This window comes from Psychrobacter alimentarius, assembly GCF_001606025.1.
In the GTDB taxonomy this organism is placed as follows: Bacteria; Pseudomonadota; Gammaproteobacteria; order Pseudomonadales; family Moraxellaceae; genus Psychrobacter; species Psychrobacter alimentarius.
The window spans coordinates 2,027,064-2,043,229 of the sequence record NZ_CP014945.1 but is presented as its reverse complement, the minus strand read 5'-3'; the positions used below and the strand labels follow the sequence as shown (position 1 = coordinate 2,043,229).

Sequence of the window (16,166 nt, the reverse complement as noted above, 5' to 3'; positions counted from 1 at the left end):
ATGCTCATCGAGCTTACTAGCCAGCACTTTAAAAACTATCGTTTTTTTAAGGAAGAATAAGTGAGTAATAATTTAAATGTAACTGAGACACAGTCTTATTGGTTCGTTGGCTCTATCTACAATGATCAAGACCATACTGAAAGATTCATTGAAGACGGAGTTTGGGAGTTCAATTCTGAAGCTAAACCAATTGATTCAATAAAATCTATCAAGGCTGGCGATAGAATTGCTATCAAGTCAGCTTATACCAGAAAAAACGCACTACCTTTTGATAACCGAGGACATTCTGTTTCTGTGATGTTGATTAAAGCTATCGGTACAGTAGTAGAGAATTTAGGGGATGGCAAAAATTTAAAAGTAGAATGGGAAGCAGATTCTGCCCTTAGAGAGTGGTATTTCTTCACAAGTCGAAATACGGTTTGGAAGGTTATTCCTGAGACTGCACTAAGGGCTGGTTTGATAGATTTTACATTTCATGGCAAAGCTCAGGATATTGACATGTTTCGCAATGATCCATATTGGCGAGAAAGATTTGGTGATAATACTAAAGAAAATTCATCATTTAAGTGGACGAGTTTCTATGAGGAGATGGCATCAAAACTTCTCACTTTTAGAGATCGACGTGATGAGCTTATTACTGGCATACATAGAATTTCTGAAAAAAGTGACGTTATGTCTATTCTTAACGATCAGTATGAAGAAGGTGTTGAAGGAGGGTTATTAAAAGATATATGTCCATTCACAGTCATGGCTCTTTTCAATCGTAAAATCACTGATGAGAACCGTAAGTTTATCGCTAGAGAATTAGCTAAGTTACTCAACGTATCTGAGCCCGTACCAGATTCTTTTGATGGCATCCCTCTTGTTAATAATCAAAAAACATGGTTTTTTGGCTATGGTTACAAGCGCCAACCAAATGACATAGATATTTTATGGGATGTTTTTGCTCAAGCAATTTCATTTACTGACTTAGGTAATGAAAGTGAGAGTGAAAAGATTAGATCCGAATTTATTGCTGTATATGATAAAGCGGTGCAGTGCCATGGTGTGGGCTGGAATCTGACTATGGGGCTATATTGGATTAGGCCTTGGAATTTCTTAACACTAGATGGTCAGTCTCAAGAATATATCAATAAGAAGCTTAATATTGAGATTAGCATGAACGGTCCAAAGGGACGTTGTAATGCGAATGACTATTTAGAACTGATGGCTAATCTTGATATACGATTCAAAGAAGACAGTTATCCTGTACATTCGTTCCCAGCATTGTCATATGCCGCATATAAGTATCAGCCAGATGATTCGGAGAAATTATCTAATATGACTTGGAAAGATATAGTTTTATCTCAAGTGAAACAGCTTTGTCATGACAAACAGTCTAATGAATTTACGGTAGAAGAATTTTTAGAAAGATTTACCAATGATCTTGAAGAAAGATTTCCTAATAGGAGCGATGTTGAAGGAACCATTAAATACCTATTAAGAGAAATGGTTAGGGATGAGAAAATAGAGTTACTTAGTAAAGGAGTATATAAATTGCTAGATGAGGCACTGGTCAGTGATTCTAGTGTCGAAACATATTCTAAGTTTGATACCCAAGTAATTCCTGATACTTACTCTATTGATGATATTACGGCTGACGGGTGCTTTTTACCTCAGCCTAAGATTGAGATGATACTTAAGCGTCTTCAAGCTAAGAAAAATATCATACTTCAGGGACCTCCAGGAACGGGTAAGACTTGGCTCGCTAAAAGACTGGCCTTTGCTTTGATCGGACATCGAGACGATAGTAAAATTAGAGCGGTACAGTTTCATCCAAACCTTTCATATGAAGATTTTATACGTGGTTGGAGACCATCTGGTGAAGGTAAGCTGACATTGGTAGATGGCCCTTTTATGGAAATGATTAAGGTCGCTATAGAAGACCCTGAATCAAAATACGTTATTGTTATTGAAGAGATTAACCGAGGCAATCCCGCTCAGGTTTTTGGTGAGATGCTTACACTTTTAGAGACAGACAAGAGAACACCAAATGAAGCATTAGAGCTATCTTATAAGAAAGAAGATGGTGAGCGTGTTTTTATACCAGATAACCTCTATGTTGTGGGCACTATGAATATAGCTGACCGTTCTCTTGCTTTAGTGGATCTTGCGCTGCGTCGTCGTTTCGCTTTCATTGATCTTGAACCTACACTTGGTAAAGCTTGGCGTAACTGGGTACAAGACAAAAACGGCATTGATGCAGATTTTCTATATCACATCGAGAGGCGTATCAACGTATTGAATGACGAGATATCTACAGATGCAAGCCTTGGCGCTCAATTTCAAGTAGGTCATAGTTATGTCACGCCGGCCTTTGGTATGAATATCACAGATGCTAAAGAATGGTTTAGTGAGGTCGTAGAAACAGAGATAGGTCCTTTGCTAGATGAGTACTGGTTCGATAATTTAGACAAGTCTCAGAGCGCACAGAAACGCTTGATTGCGGGTCTATAAGCATATGTCTTTTGAAGTCGATCATCTATCTGAGTCTTATGAAGAGGTTAAGCGAATAGGTGAGATACCTATTCGTAATCTTTGGTTACTTATATTATATGCATCCGATATTTATAGGGAACTCGATGCAGCCAAAGTTGCAGTTGAGGACAATCCTGACGACATCCCAGATTTGGTCGCAGAAATACTTTGTCGACGGGTTGAGTATCGTATTCAGCGCAATTTGAGTTATAGCTATCAGTCACGTGATGCGGTGCTTAATCGTGTACGTGGAAGAATAGACTTGCTTAGCACTGAGAGAAATAGGTTGCTTGACCATGGTAAAGTCGCTTGCCATTTTGATGAATTAACGATTGATACACCACGTAATAGATATGTCAGAGCCGCCCTTGAAACGATTTCTAAGATTGTTAAAAGCAAGGAGTTGGCTCATAGATGCCGATCATTGGATGTGCGCTTAAGGCGCATGGGAGTCAGTCAGGTACGCACTAGTCGGAGTGAAGTTTCTGTAGACCGGTTTGGAAGACATGACGTTGAAGATAAACCAATGATTGCTGCAGCACACTTAGCTTTTAATCTAGCACTGCCAACTGAGTCTGCCGGTACAAGGCAGCTGTCTTTACCAGCAAGAGATAATCTACCGTGGCTTCGTAAGCTCTTTGAAAAAGGGGTTGCTGGGTTTTATCATACCGTCCTTTCAAAAAGTGTCTGGCGTGTCAGTGCTGGCAAAACGCTTAAGTGGAAAATCGATGAGAAAAGCTCAGGCATCGATAAGATACTTCCTAACATGAAGACAGATATTATTATCGACAATAAAGAGGTAGGACATCGTACAGTTATTGATACTAAATTCAATGCTGTGGTTACACGTGGTTGGTATAGAGATGAGACGTTACGTAGTGGCTATCTCTATCAAATGTATGCCTACTTAAGATCTCAAGAGGGTAGTGAAGACTTGCTTAACGATACCACTTCTGGTCTGCTACTTCATCCTTCAGTCGGTGAAGATGTTAATGAGTATGTTGTCATGCAGAATCACAAGATTCAATTCGCTACTGTGGATTTGGGAGCGACTGCATTAGAGATTCGAGAACAGCTGCTGAATACTATTGGAGCTTATTAAAATTAGAATCCAAATCTTATCTCACTATTTATAGAAGACTTCAATAAATCTAGAGCTCTTATAGCCTTGTCAAATAGAGCTCTGGGCTAACGGTATAAATATAAATAGGTTTATATCGACTCTAATACTTGCTGGCAAGCCTGAGCTAACTAAGGATTAACATTATCTTGTTTAAGTAGCCATTTAAGATAGCCAGCACACTCAGAACTAGCTGCTAAATCTACGATAGTCCCCCCCCCTTATGTTTGCCAAAGCTTAAATGCGTCAGTACACGTGCCATCTCACTAAACTCATATAGGCTCTTCACATCAATTATTTCATGATCCTGACTATTGGCTAAATCAATCAAACTACCAAGCACCAGCTCAGTGAATATCAGCAATGGCAGCATGTGAATCCTTTGCCTGAGTTCGGGATATATCTCAGTGAAAGTGATAGAGAAGAGATACTAGCTTATGGCTCTCAAGCGTAGGAAGAAGGTAGTTAGCCATCGCATTGGTACAAATAAGATTAGGTATATGTGTCTCGCTAGCATTTTTGAGAACTGCCATATCAAAATCAATATTGTGACCAATCAAGTGCTCAACACTGTCAGGCAGTCTAAAATCAGTATGAGGTGGTTCATCCACCCCATCCTCACTCATTACATATATGTGATATTGCCATAGAGCCCTAGCTAATTTCTTTCAGAGAATTAAAGCGCTTAGATCTTGGCTCCTGTAGCATTGCTACCTTACCATTGATGATATTAACAATAGAGTATGCTGCCTCAGTTATGTGTGGCTTAATGACTCCTGTTGTTTCGGTGTCGAGTATATACGTGGTCATGATTAGCCCCAAGATTGTCATCGTCTCTTAACATTGAGCTTTCGACAATCTGGTGACATTTCAGTAAGTGCTAATTTACTCAGCTGTTGATATACATGAAAGGAGCCATATTTCCTTTTTTGAAATAATGCTTTACTGATTTAAGTTTGTATTTGTTTCTAATTGTATCTTCAGCAATATTACCAATGAATTCAAAACGACCATTATTTTTTTCATGAGCCGTTGGGTCCGCTTCCTGCCATGCTGTTATCAGATATACTTCACGTACAATACCCTTATATACTGATAGGGCATATTCAACATTGTTGGCTCGATTAAGACTCACTCTCCAGCTACTCCGAGTGGCATTATAAAGCTCTTCATCTGACATATCGTCTCGAAACAGCTCATTAATTCGTATTAGCATTGAAGGCTCAGTAATTTCTAATGAATCTTCTTTACTAGTCAGATTGAGATTACACATTTTTATCTCCATCAATATTCACATCCCAACCATCTAGATACTCTTCGAAAGTATCTCTTACATCAAATCCATTTTTTATCAAAGCTGTACCTACAAATCTAACAGACTGATAGTAAATTCTATCTAACGTGTCATGCTGTATACGATCGTAATTCTCATCTAAATCATGGTCGAGATTGAAAATAGATTCTGGATACTGTTGTAATGTATATAGTAATCTAGCATATTGCGATCTATTTAAGAATTTCTGATAATGACCGTCTTCATGCATAATATAATGTATTAAACTCTGTAAGCTCATGTCAAATGAACCATCAACAAAATCTAAATAGAACTTATCATAGCCATAACCAGGACGTACCTTGTAACCTACGTCTTGATCAAAACCAGTAATATTATCCCTAATAATTTTATCAAGAACATTTGTAACTTGTTTTTCTATTGCTTCAATAGTGTCATCATCTAACTTTACTTCATCAATAGTAACAGTATCAGGAACTTCATCTAAATAAATTTCATAACTAGGCTCTTGTGCTACGGCTAAATCGTAAGTATCTGGTTTCCAATCATCAACAGTGTCTCCTAATCCTTCCAAGAATTGAGTAACTTTTATAGATAAATCGGTTAGGTAGTTATCACAAAGTGATAACGAATATAAATCCTTTAGCTTGGTAATGCTATCAGGTAGCGTATTTAGTATATTATTGTTAAGAATCAAATATTCTAGATTTACAAGATCGCCAATACTTTCTGGAATTACCTTAAGTTCGTTACCTTCTAAGCTAAGTGACTTCAAATTTTTTATTTGACCAATGCTATCAGGCAAGGCGTTTAACGTATTATAGGCAATTGTCAGATACTCTAGGCTTGAGAGGTCACTAATACTTTTCGGAAACATCTTAAGTTTATTACTTTGTAAGTTGAGCGTTCTCAAGCTTTTTACTTTGCCAATATTATCAGGTAACGTACTCAATAGATTATCGTTAAGACTCAATTCTTCCAGGTTTGCCAGACTACCAATACTTTCTGGAAGCGTCTTAAGTTTGTTGCCGTTTAAACTGAGCTTCTCCAAGTTTTTCATTTGAGCAATACTTTCTGGAAGTGTCTTAAGTTTGTTAACTCCTAAGCCAAGTATCTTCAAGTCTTTCATTTGACCAATATTATCAGGTAGCGTACTCAACCCATTATCATCAAGATTCAACTCTTCTAGGTTCACAAGATCACCAATGCTTTCTGGAAGTGTCTTAAGTTTGTTACCGACTAAATTAAACTCTTTTAAACTTCTTAGTTTGCCAATGCTATCAGGTAAAGCATTCAATGCATTGTAATGAAATGATAATTTTTCTAGGTTCACAAGATCACTAATACCTTCTGGAAGTGTCTTAAGTTTGTTACCGTCTAAACTAAACTCTTTTAAACTTCTTAGTTTGCCAATGCTATCAGGTAAAGCATTCAATGCATTGTAATGAAGTGATAATTTTTCTAGGTTCGAAAGATTACCAATACTTTCTGGAAGTGTCTTAAGTTTGTTACCATCTAAATTAAACTCTTTTAAATTTCTTAGTTTGCCAATGCTATCAGGTAACGCATTCAATGCATTGTAATAAAGTGATAATTCTTCTAGATTCACAAGATCGCCAATACTTTCTGGAAGTGCTTTTAGCTTATAGTTCTCACTAAGACTAAGGACCTTAAGGTTCTTAAGGTTACCTATAGAATCTGGTACTTCGGTGATATTTTTTTCAATTAGTATTAATTCAGTCAAGGCTAGTAAAGCATTAATATCACGAGGCATTAGCTCTTCTGAGAGCTCAAGCTTATCTGCCCATACCCAGATTTCTTCCATCCACGGCTTGATAGTTGGATCTCTTTTGATTGTCATTTTGCTCTTCCTAAGTAGTTAACTTTTAAGTTTGAAACTTCCATGGCATTCACGAATGGTTGGCTAGCTTGGATTCATGTTACTGTCTAAACATCACTTACAAGCCTTAAATCATTTAAGTGTCCAACCTAATAGTCTTTCAATATTTGAAATATTATCCGTGTTTTAAAATGAAAAATATCGAGAGATTTTTATTGACTATGTTATCAAGCTAGGATAAAAAACCTGATAAGTAGACATCTTTTCATTAATATCTACTATAACCATAAAAATTGCAATACGAATACTTATTTCCGCGACAACCAGTGTCGCGGAAATAAGTATGATTAATATACTTATAAATTTCGAAAAACAGGATGTTTCATGTATAAAAAAGAGCATATGTATTACTCCCCATCGGATCTAACCAAATATATGGAAAGTCCTTTCGCTTCATGGATGGATAGGTTTGCTCAAGAATATCCAGAGTTAGTACCAAAGCAAGATCCCAACGATGATCTCATGGTAATGCTGCAACAAAAAGGTTATCAGCATGAGGATAAGCTGGAGGCAATGTTTATAGCCGAAGGTAAGAATCTAATAAAAATTGAGGGGGAGAACAATGATGAAAGATATGCTAAAACTTTGCAAGCAATGCAAAGTGGTGTCGAAATAATTGTGCAAGCAAGGCTGGAACTGGATCAGTTTGCAGGATTTGCTGACTTCTTGGTCAAGGTGAATCATGAGCCAGAGCATCTACCAAGTAGTTTTGGTAATTGGCATTATGAGGTATGGGATACTAAGCTTGCCAGTAGAGTAAAGCCGACATTTATCATTCAGTTATGTTGCTATGCTCAAATGCTTGAGTCTATTCAAGGATGTTTACCTCAGTATATTACGGTTGCTCTTGGCAATGGTGAGGTACAAGTATTAAGGACTTATGACTTTTACTATTATTACTTAAAATTGAAAGACACCTTTCTAAAAGAGCATGCTGAATTCCACATAAATCATTGTCCAAACCCTGCTGATTCTGAAAGTTGGGGTAACTGGAGTAACCATGCCGAACAGATTTTGCTCAGTAAAGATCATTTATGCCAAGTAGCAAGTATTACCAAAGGACAAATTAAGAAGCTTAATAAGGTAGGTATACATACCATGCAGCAGCTTGCAGACTCATCTATATTTTCTGTGGGTGGTATGCATTCTACGATATTTACTAAACTTAAAGCTCAAGCGAGTATACAAATAAAGAGTAAGTTAAAAAGTCAAAGACCAGAGGTGATGATTGATAGCGCTAGACCAGAGTTTGAAATAATAAAACCTGCGCAAGGTGAGAAAAAAGGACTGACATTACTGCCACCTGATTCTCCGATGGATGTATTCTTTGATATTGAAGGTTTTCCGCTCGATGAAGGTGGGCTAGAATATCTGTGGGGTAATAGCTATTTGGATGAGCATGGCAACCGTCAGTTCAAGGACTTTTGGGCTCACAATCGTGAACAGGAAAAACAGTGTTTCCAAGATTTCATCCATTGGGCTTACGATAGATGGCAACAAGACCCCAGTATGCATATTTACCACTATGCCAGTTACGAAGTTACAGCTTGTCGTAAGCTGATGGGACGCTATGGTATCTGTGAATTTGAGGTTGATCAACTACTAAGAAATGAAGTATTTGTCGATTTATATAAGGTAGTAAAGGGCGGCTTGCGATTAGGTGCTCCTCGGTACTCGATTAAAAATGTGGAGCTTCTGTACCGTAATAAGCGTAATACACAAGTGGGTAACGGCAGTGATTCGATCATTGTTTATGACCAGTGGCGAGCGTTATACCAACGGGGCGAGGAAGGAGATACTTGGCAAACTTCAAAAATACTTAGTGATATTCGAGATTATAATATTGATGATTGTGACTCGACGCAAGAGCTAGCAGTATGGCTAAGAGAACAACAAACAATTCATAATATTGACTATTTAGGTAAAGCTGAAGTTATTGAGCCAGAAATATCTGAAGAAGCAACTATGGTTACTGCACTGCGTGACCGTCTATTAGCCCAAGCCCAAACAGAGTTACTAGTCGACTCTAAGCAAGCACAACTCACTGAGAATCTAGCATGGATGTTAGATTTTCATCGTCGCGAGGCCAAGCCTTTATTCTGGAGGTTATTTGATCGGCTTGGCTCAGAGGAAGTGATGCTTATGGATGACCTAGATTGTCTTGCTCTTTGCGAGCGTACACAAAGAGAGCCATTCAAATCATCACCAAAAGCTAGAAATCTAAGTTACGAATACCGATTTGATATTAATCAAGAATTCAAAGGTGCTGCAAACAATTTTTATGTCCTTGGGGTAGAAACATCTGAAGATAAAAACGTCACAGTAGGGTTGGTTAAAGAGGATAGTGATTTAGGAAATGGGGTAATTGTACTCAAAGCTAAACATGAACCACCAAGTATGGTATCGCTCATTCCCGATGAACTTATATCTAGTAAGGTTATTGCAGAAGCAGTATTTAAAACGGTGGTCGAGTATGAACAAGGTTTATTTAGACAGAAAAAATCTGCCATTATGGATTTTTTAACGGGTGTAAAGCCAAGACTATTAAATCACAAAGGTGGTGATATCGTCAGCAGTGAGGAACCAGATACTCGCTTAAAGCAAGTCATCATAGCCATTAGTAATCTCGATAGTAGTTACCTGCCGATACAAGGTCCTCCGGGTTCAGGTAAAACTTACACAGGGAAACATGCAATCGCTCATTTGCTTAAGTCAGGGGCGAAAATTGGTATCTCAAGTAATAGCCATAAAGCGATCAACAATCTATTACTTAGCACGGCCAAGCACTGTAAACAGAATAATATAAAAGCATCGTCTTTCTGCACCAAAGAAACAGATGATGAACTTTCTGATTATGACGTGACTATAATAAGCAACAATCAATTAGCCAATCATATTCAGCCAGCATGTGTTGTCGGCACAACTGCATGGGGATTTGCTCGTGAGGACATGGCAGATCAGCTCGATTATCTTTTTGTTGATGAAGCAGGTCAAGTATCAACAGCCAACTTAGTTGCTATGAGTCGTAGCGCTAGAAATCTGGTATTGATGGGTGATCAGATGCAACTAGGTCAACCTTCACAAGGTACGCATCCTGCTAAAAGCGGGCTATCTATACTGGACTATTTATTACATGATACACCAACCATATCTGCAGATATGGGTGTGTTCTTAGACATGACCTATCGTATGCATAGTAAGGTCAACACAGTTATCAGTCAGCTAATCTATGAAAGCAAATTAAGATCTCACCTTGATAATGATAAGCGTATTTTAAAAGTATTAGAACCCACAGCCAATCATAGTATTGTCCCCCAAACGTTAGATATGCACATAAACACCGAGGCAGGCATTATTTTTGTTCCTGTAGAGCATGAGGGTAATACTCAAGCTTCTGATGAGGAAGTGGCAATGATTGAGCAATTGGCTAAGTCGCTACTGGGTTGTATGCTTCATACTGGTTTGACTAAAGATAATGGAGAGGCAGTTGTTCGACCAATCACATGGGACGATATGTTGTTTGTCGCCCCATACAATCATCAAGTTAGTAAGCTAAAAAACGTCTTGGGTAAACAAGCAAAAGTTGGAAGCGTAGATAAATTTCAAGGTCAAGAGTCTCCAATCGTATTTTTGAGTATGTGTGCTAGTGATGCCAATGAGTCGCCTCGAGGTATGGACTTCTTATTCGATAAAAACCGCATTAATGTGGCGATTTCTAGAGCGCAAACATTAGCTATCGTAGTAGCAAATCCTAATCTTGGTAATACCTCTGTTAACAGTGTCGAACAGCTAAGAAAAGTAAATTTATTTAATGCAGTCATGTATATGAGTAGCGATACAAACGCTACATATACAGAACAAGCTATATTTCTACATTAATAATATTTTATTAACGAAGTAGATGTAACTGGTCGAGTGAAATAATAGATTTTTTGAGTTCTAAAAATTTTGAGGATAGATAAAGTAGACTGTTTATGAATTTCAAAAATGATATTAATAGTCTGAACAGTAAACCCTAAATCTTTTATTATGTCATAGCGAAGCCATAGTAAATATTCATAAAATATACAGAAGGATATAACGATGACGTTGTGTCCTTTTTTGTGCCTTTAGATTCTTCGAGACTATTTAAAATTACTATATCGCATAACATATATATTGATTATTAAAATAAAGTTGACTACTATTGTTTATTGAATTTAGCGATATCTATTGACTGTATTTCATAGATATGTTTGTGGATTGCAAATAGCATTTACACCTTACTAATGAGACTGGAATGAAGAAGAATAAGACTAAAGGGGCGATGATATTGGGTCTATGTGCAGCGTTTGGCGCAAGTAGTGCAACCGCTAGCTTACAAGCTTTTGAGTTAGAGAATACGGAGCAACCTCAGTGTGGCTACAAAGATGACAGAGGAAAAGTCATCGTACCTGCAAAATATTATAGCTGTGGTGGCTTCTCTGAAGGTATGGCTCGTGTCGCGATCATGAAAATGGGAATGGTCAAGAGCTATGACGGCGGTGAGGACTATGAAGACTATCTGTACTGGCAAGGCTATATTAACGAAGCGGGTAAATTAGTCATACCTGTTGAGCATCAAGCACCGATGACTGGTGGCTATTATATTGATTTTCGAGATTTCCAAGAAGGTATGGTAGCCGCATATAAAGACGGTAAATACGGCTATATGAATAAGGTAGGGAAAATGACCATACCTTATTTATATCAGAGTGCCGGTGACTTTAATGATGGGCTAGCAGTGGTGAGTAAAAACGATAAATTTGGAGCAATTGATAAAACAGGCAAAACAGTCGTACCGTTTAAATTTAACTGGCTAGATGACTATTCAGAAGGATTGGCCAGATATAGCACATCTACATTGGGTGATGAAGAGAGCAAAACAGGCTTTGTGGACACCTCTGGCAAAACAATGATAGCAGCTAAATGGGATGAGGCAATGGAGTTCTCAGAAGGACTGTCTGCTGTCAAGATTGGAGACTATAGAAGTGGTAAATGGGGTGTCATCGATAAAACAGGTAAGGTCATTGTCTCACCAAAATATGACATGGCTTATATAGAGCCAATGGGGGATGCCGTAGATGTCGATGGTGGTCGCTATGAAAATGGGAAGCTCGATGTCTATAACCTAAATACTAAAAGCGCTAATGCTTATGATAATGGCTATGACAGTATCACGCGCTATACATTAGACCGCCAAGGGAAAGTGCTTTCTAAAAAAACCTACATGGACTGGAATGAGATAGACCAAGAGCGCTATCCGCAAAACGATCAGTAATTTCTCACATCTATTCTTAAAAATGCATACTTACTGACATCTGAAAGTGAGCCGCGTAAAAAGTACTCAATTTATTTAAATTTATAGGAAAAATTTCATGTTTAAAAGGACAAGCCTGCTACTAGCAGCATCGATGATTATCTTAGGTCTACCCTCTACGGCTAATGCAGCACCTAAAACAAAATATGGTGTCACAGTGGTTGAATGTGATTTTGATTATGAGGACGAGAAATTTTGCACAGACAGTCGTTTGAAAAGCTATGCAACCGTTATGAAAGAGCGCAAGCCTAACTTCAATGGTAATCAGATTATCTATATTTTTGAAACCAATGCTACGGGGTATGTTAATAAAAAACCTTATCGTTTGGTTGTGATTGACCCTGCTAGTAAGACAGTAGTACCTTTTAGTTATTCGTTATCAGCGGCAACTGGATCAAATGGTAAGCCAATGATCGTTAATAAGAAAGGCGATACGATTGATTTTGATTTTAGTATTAAATCTAACCGCTTTTGTTTCTCAGGCAATATCGATGCTTATAGAATGTCTGACAGCTATGTAGATCAACCTTTTTGTTTTAAGTATGACAAAGCCCAAAAGGATATGGTAAGAGAGTATTAAGTTTTGTTGACCTAAAATAGTGCATAAGAGGTGATGGGCGAAACGTTCATCACCTTTTTATTTATAGAAAGCAACTTTGTGCTACTCATGCGCTATTTAAATGATCTTATATTTTAACCTAGAAAATAAATTTACAGGTAGTCAGATATACTAGCCTCTATGACAAACATATAGGCTTACCATCATGGCTTTTTCTCTTGACCATTGTCCTTTAAAAGAAACTCTTTCTATTGCACAGACCTGTGCAATTACCTTTCTAGGGAATGCTAGTAATAACCTGCAGCAAGACGCTTTTTTCTTTTTAGATAATTGGTATCAAGAAGATCTAGGTGTGATGGCAGTGACACCAGTTGCATTACCATTTTGCCTAGCAGTGTCTGATGGCGTGGCAAGCTCTAATCACTCGCAGCACTGCTCAAAAGCGGTGGTAAAAGCAATCAGAAGGTTATGGAACGATCAGAAGAATATCTGCTCAGACAGTATTCATCAGCTGATTAATCAAACCAAGCATTTATCTAAGCGTCATGGCGCGGCGGCAACCCTCGCGATGGTTACCTGTGAGTTAGATAGCGATGGAACAATAAAGGCGACGATAACGCATGTGGGTGACAGTCGTATTTATTGGCTACCTAAAGGGACGTCACAGTGGCAGTGCCTGACTCGAGATCATAATCTATTGAATGAGCTTATTGACCAGCAGGCACAAGAACAAGGTAGCCAAGCGAAGCTCGCTGACTATAACCGAGAAGGTATGGCGGGGAGTTTATATAGTATTACTGAGTGCTTTGTATTGACGGCTGACGAAAGTTATCTAAGCAGTGAAGCACCAGAAGGCAGCTCTTGCAAGATTGATATTAATAGTGGCGACTGTCTCTTGGTTTGTACGGATGGTATTCATGACTTGGTGCCGAGTCGTCATTGGCAACTTGTCAGTGCTGAAACCGATTTACAAGCTTGGTTAATCAATCTCAAGAACCAAGTTTATGACTCCGATGGCAATGCTTATGACAATGGCACCGCGACATTGGTTCGTTTTGAATGAGATTGTTAAACCGTACTAATTCTACAAATTTGGCGCCTACTTGGCTATTCAACCTGTTAGTTTTACTGAAGACCCATTCATTTTAAGGAAAATAAATGACTGATTTAGCAAGTGGATCTAATCTAAAAAGCTTTAAAGCGCTGTTCGATAAGTTTAAACAGCTAGATATCGTAACCAAAGAGCTCACACTATTTGATGTCGGTGCTCGTGGTCACTTTGAAAACCCAACGACGGAACTGCTCAGCTTCTTTCTAGACAAAGCTAAAGCTCATAATTTAGGAGATTGCTTTTTTAAAGGGCTAAAATATTTATTAGAAAACAAAAACAAGATGGCTACCCTTGGCAGCTTGGAAAATGTAGAGACTGAAGTATCAACCGCCAAAGGCAATCGCATCGACTTGTTAATCGAAACGAAAGACGCCTTAATCATAGTCGAGTGTAAGATTTATCATGAGCAAAATAATCCGTTTGATGACTACACCAGCTATGGTAGGCACCGTATTACAGACAATAAAAAAGAAGATGAGCGAGACAAGAACTTAGTCCAAATAGTGCTTTGTCTTGACGGTAGAATTGATGATGTCATTAAGAATAATGGTTGGCACGGCATTTCTTATCAAAATTTAGTAGAAGCTATTGAACCGCATTTATCAAAGGCGTTATTAGATAACCCCTATAACAAGTGGGGTCTGTTCGCTAGAGAGTTTTTATTACATTTAAAGGAGTTAGATAACGTGGGTGAAATAAGTGAAGATGAGATTGAGTTTTTGACGAAAAATATAAATGACTACTTTAAGTTAAGTGAATATCTCTATAAGGATATTATTCCTAAAATAGCTGCGAAGATAAACATTGATTTAAGAAATAGTTTGCAAGGTTTTTCTGGTAAAACAAAAATTGATAAATGGAATTATTATGAACCGTATATTCGATTTTATAACGAAAGATGGGAAAACTCATCTTCATGTGTGGTGTTCTGTATTAGGAATTACGAAGCTAACGAAATGAATTTTACGATTCATATAGATTTTTTTAACGAAAATGGAATTTTTAAGGACCAAGTAGATAGTTTATTGAAACAGTGCGAAATTAATATTAAGACCTACGAGAACAAATCTGATGGGAGCAATACTTGGAGGTTTATGTGGAAGTACAACGACTTTGAAATAAAAAAGGTATCAGAAAGAATTGTTAAATTAATGGCGATTCTAAACGATTACGAGGCGGATAAGCATCAGTTGAATCACCAATTATTGAACTAAAAATAAGCGATTTAACAATGCCAAATCATCCTATCGCCAGCTACACCAAATCAGAGCGCTTGTTTATCCTCTATCAACGTCTACCGCGTGATAAAGCTAAAGCTGTCTCGCTTACCGAGCTGATGAGCGCCTATGGTGATAATCCTGATTGCTTCGCCAGCGACCGAAAAAATTTAGAGAACGATTTGACCAGCTTAAAAAATATTTTCGATAATATTTTTCATAATGATGCTCTAGTCAGAGTGCCAGCGTGGGAGCAAAACATCAACGGTCAAACCGCACGCTTCTATATTGAGCCAAGCTTTAGTACCGATGTTGTCAGCGAGCAAACCGTATTTTTTTGGGAGATGCTCAGTAATTACACCGCTAACTATTTGCCAGTCTCTATGCAGCAGATCATATCTGCTAAGCTATCGCAAATTAAACGTCAAGATCAGTACGTTTTCGCCAATAGCTCATTAGGACAGTGGCAGCTGCATCTGATAACTTTGCCAAGCATCGTACAAGCGCCAACCCTTAATAGTGAGGTACTTACCAGCATTCATAAAGCCTTGTTAGAGAACAGGCAACTTCATATTCGTTATCAAAAAAAGTGGGACGATAATGCTAGTGAAAAGTTGATCTATCCGTGCGGTTTGGTATTTATCGATAACATGATGTATCTAACAGGCTTTTATCCAGTAAACGATCATATCGATGATAAGGAGTTGTTAAAAGCGCATCGCAATTTTGCAGTTAACCGTATTACCCAAGCTAGCGTCATAAATAAGCCAATACCTGACTGGGTAGGGCGAGATGCTTTTTCGTTAAAGAGTTTGCATAAACTGGGTAGGTTAGAGCCGACCGACGATACCCAGATTAAACTGATTTTAAAAGTACAGAAATATGCCTGTCAGCATCTTTATGAGCGTCCCTTATCGATAGATCAGCAAATTACTATTATCGATGACACTTGGAATCAAGTCAGCGCTACAGTTGCTAATACGACTCGTTTGCAAGATTGGCTGGTAAGTATGTCGCAATTGTCGGTCGTCATTGAACCATTAGAGCTAAAGGCAGTTATTCTTGAGCGTCTAGAAAGTGGGATGCAGCTTTATAAAACCGATGAATAAT

General features: G+C 38.0%; 12 protein-coding genes. 8 read left to right on the top strand and 4 right to left on the bottom strand.

Annotated elements, in window-relative coordinates; translation table 11 throughout:
• The first annotated feature begins 60 nt into the window (after positions 1 to 60).
• A complete protein-coding gene (locus tag A3K91_RS08275) occupies positions 61 to 2,496 on the top strand; it encodes an AAA family ATPase (protein WP_228139842.1) in 2,436 nt (811 codons plus the stop codon).
• Positions 2,483 to 3,619: a 5-methylcytosine-specific restriction endonuclease system specificity protein McrC gene (gene mcrC / locus A3K91_RS08270; protein WP_228139841.1), complete on the top strand. Its 1,137-nt coding sequence runs from the start codon at positions 2,483 to 2,485 to the stop codon at positions 3,617 to 3,619. Before A3K91_RS08275 ends, mcrC begins: the two co-directional genes overlap by 14 nt.
• A gap of 220 nt (positions 3,620 to 3,839) precedes the next feature.
• On the opposite strand, the gene A3K91_RS14230 is transcribed toward mcrC, so the two are convergent.
• The 4 genes from A3K91_RS14230 to A3K91_RS08255 form a co-directional block, all read right to left on the bottom strand.
• On the bottom strand, positions 3,840 to 4,010 hold the full coding sequence (locus A3K91_RS14230) for a hypothetical protein (RefSeq protein WP_228139840.1): 171 nt from the start codon (positions 4,008 to 4,010) through the stop codon (positions 3,840 to 3,842).
• Between the two features lie 31 nt (positions 4,011 to 4,041).
• Positions 4,042 to 4,170, bottom strand: a complete 129-nt coding sequence (locus A3K91_RS14270) for a hypothetical protein (RefSeq protein WP_237182770.1) — start codon at positions 4,168 to 4,170, stop codon at positions 4,042 to 4,044.
• A gap of 356 nt (positions 4,171 to 4,526) precedes the next feature.
• Positions 4,527 to 4,910, bottom strand: a complete 384-nt coding sequence (locus tag A3K91_RS08260) for a hypothetical protein (protein WP_062844833.1) — start codon at positions 4,908 to 4,910, stop codon at positions 4,527 to 4,529.
• Positions 4,903 to 6,792 carry a leucine-rich repeat domain-containing protein gene (locus A3K91_RS08255; RefSeq protein ID WP_062844832.1) on the bottom strand — a complete coding sequence of 630 codons (1,890 nt, stop codon included), beginning with the start codon at positions 6,790 to 6,792 and terminating at the stop codon, positions 4,903 to 4,905. Before A3K91_RS08255 ends, A3K91_RS08260 begins: the two co-directional genes overlap by 8 nt.
• A gap of 363 nt (positions 6,793 to 7,155) precedes the next feature.
• Here A3K91_RS08255 and A3K91_RS08250 point away from each other — a divergent pair, with 363 nt between their 5' ends.
• The 6 genes from A3K91_RS08250 to A3K91_RS08225 all read left to right on the top strand — a co-directional run bounded on the left by A3K91_RS08250 (position 7,156) and on the right by A3K91_RS08225 (position 16,165).
• The gene (locus A3K91_RS08250; RefSeq protein WP_062844831.1) at positions 7,156 to 10,710 is read left to right on the top strand and encodes a TM0106 family RecB-like putative nuclease; all 3,555 of its coding nucleotides are present in this window, start codon (positions 7,156 to 7,158) and stop codon (positions 10,708 to 10,710) included.
• A 400-nt stretch (positions 10,711 to 11,110) separates the two neighbouring features.
• Positions 11,111 to 12,130 (top strand): WG repeat-containing protein, encoded by a 1,020-nt coding sequence (locus A3K91_RS08245; RefSeq protein WP_062844830.1) that lies wholly within the window; start codon positions 11,111 to 11,113, stop codon positions 12,128 to 12,130.
• 97 nt (positions 12,131 to 12,227) lie between these two features.
• Positions 12,228 to 12,749 carry a hypothetical protein gene (locus tag A3K91_RS08240; RefSeq protein WP_062844829.1) on the top strand — a complete coding sequence of 174 codons (522 nt, stop codon included), beginning with the start codon at positions 12,228 to 12,230 and terminating at the stop codon, positions 12,747 to 12,749.
• A 184-nt stretch (positions 12,750 to 12,933) separates the two neighbouring features.
• Positions 12,934 to 13,791 (top strand): PP2C family protein-serine/threonine phosphatase, encoded by an 858-nt coding sequence (locus tag A3K91_RS08235; protein WP_062844828.1) that lies wholly within the window; start codon positions 12,934 to 12,936, stop codon positions 13,789 to 13,791.
• Positions 13,792 to 13,886: 95 nt separating this feature from the next.
• The gene (locus tag A3K91_RS08230) at positions 13,887 to 15,053 is read left to right on the top strand and encodes a PD-(D/E)XK nuclease family protein (RefSeq protein WP_062844827.1); all 1,167 of its coding nucleotides are present in this window, start codon (positions 13,887 to 13,889) and stop codon (positions 15,051 to 15,053) included.
• Positions 15,054 to 15,070: 17 nt separating this feature from the next.
• Positions 15,071 to 16,165 (top strand): helix-turn-helix transcriptional regulator, encoded by a 1,095-nt coding sequence (locus A3K91_RS08225; protein WP_062844826.1) that lies wholly within the window; start codon positions 15,071 to 15,073, stop codon positions 16,163 to 16,165.
• Position 16,166: the final 1 nt, after the last annotated feature.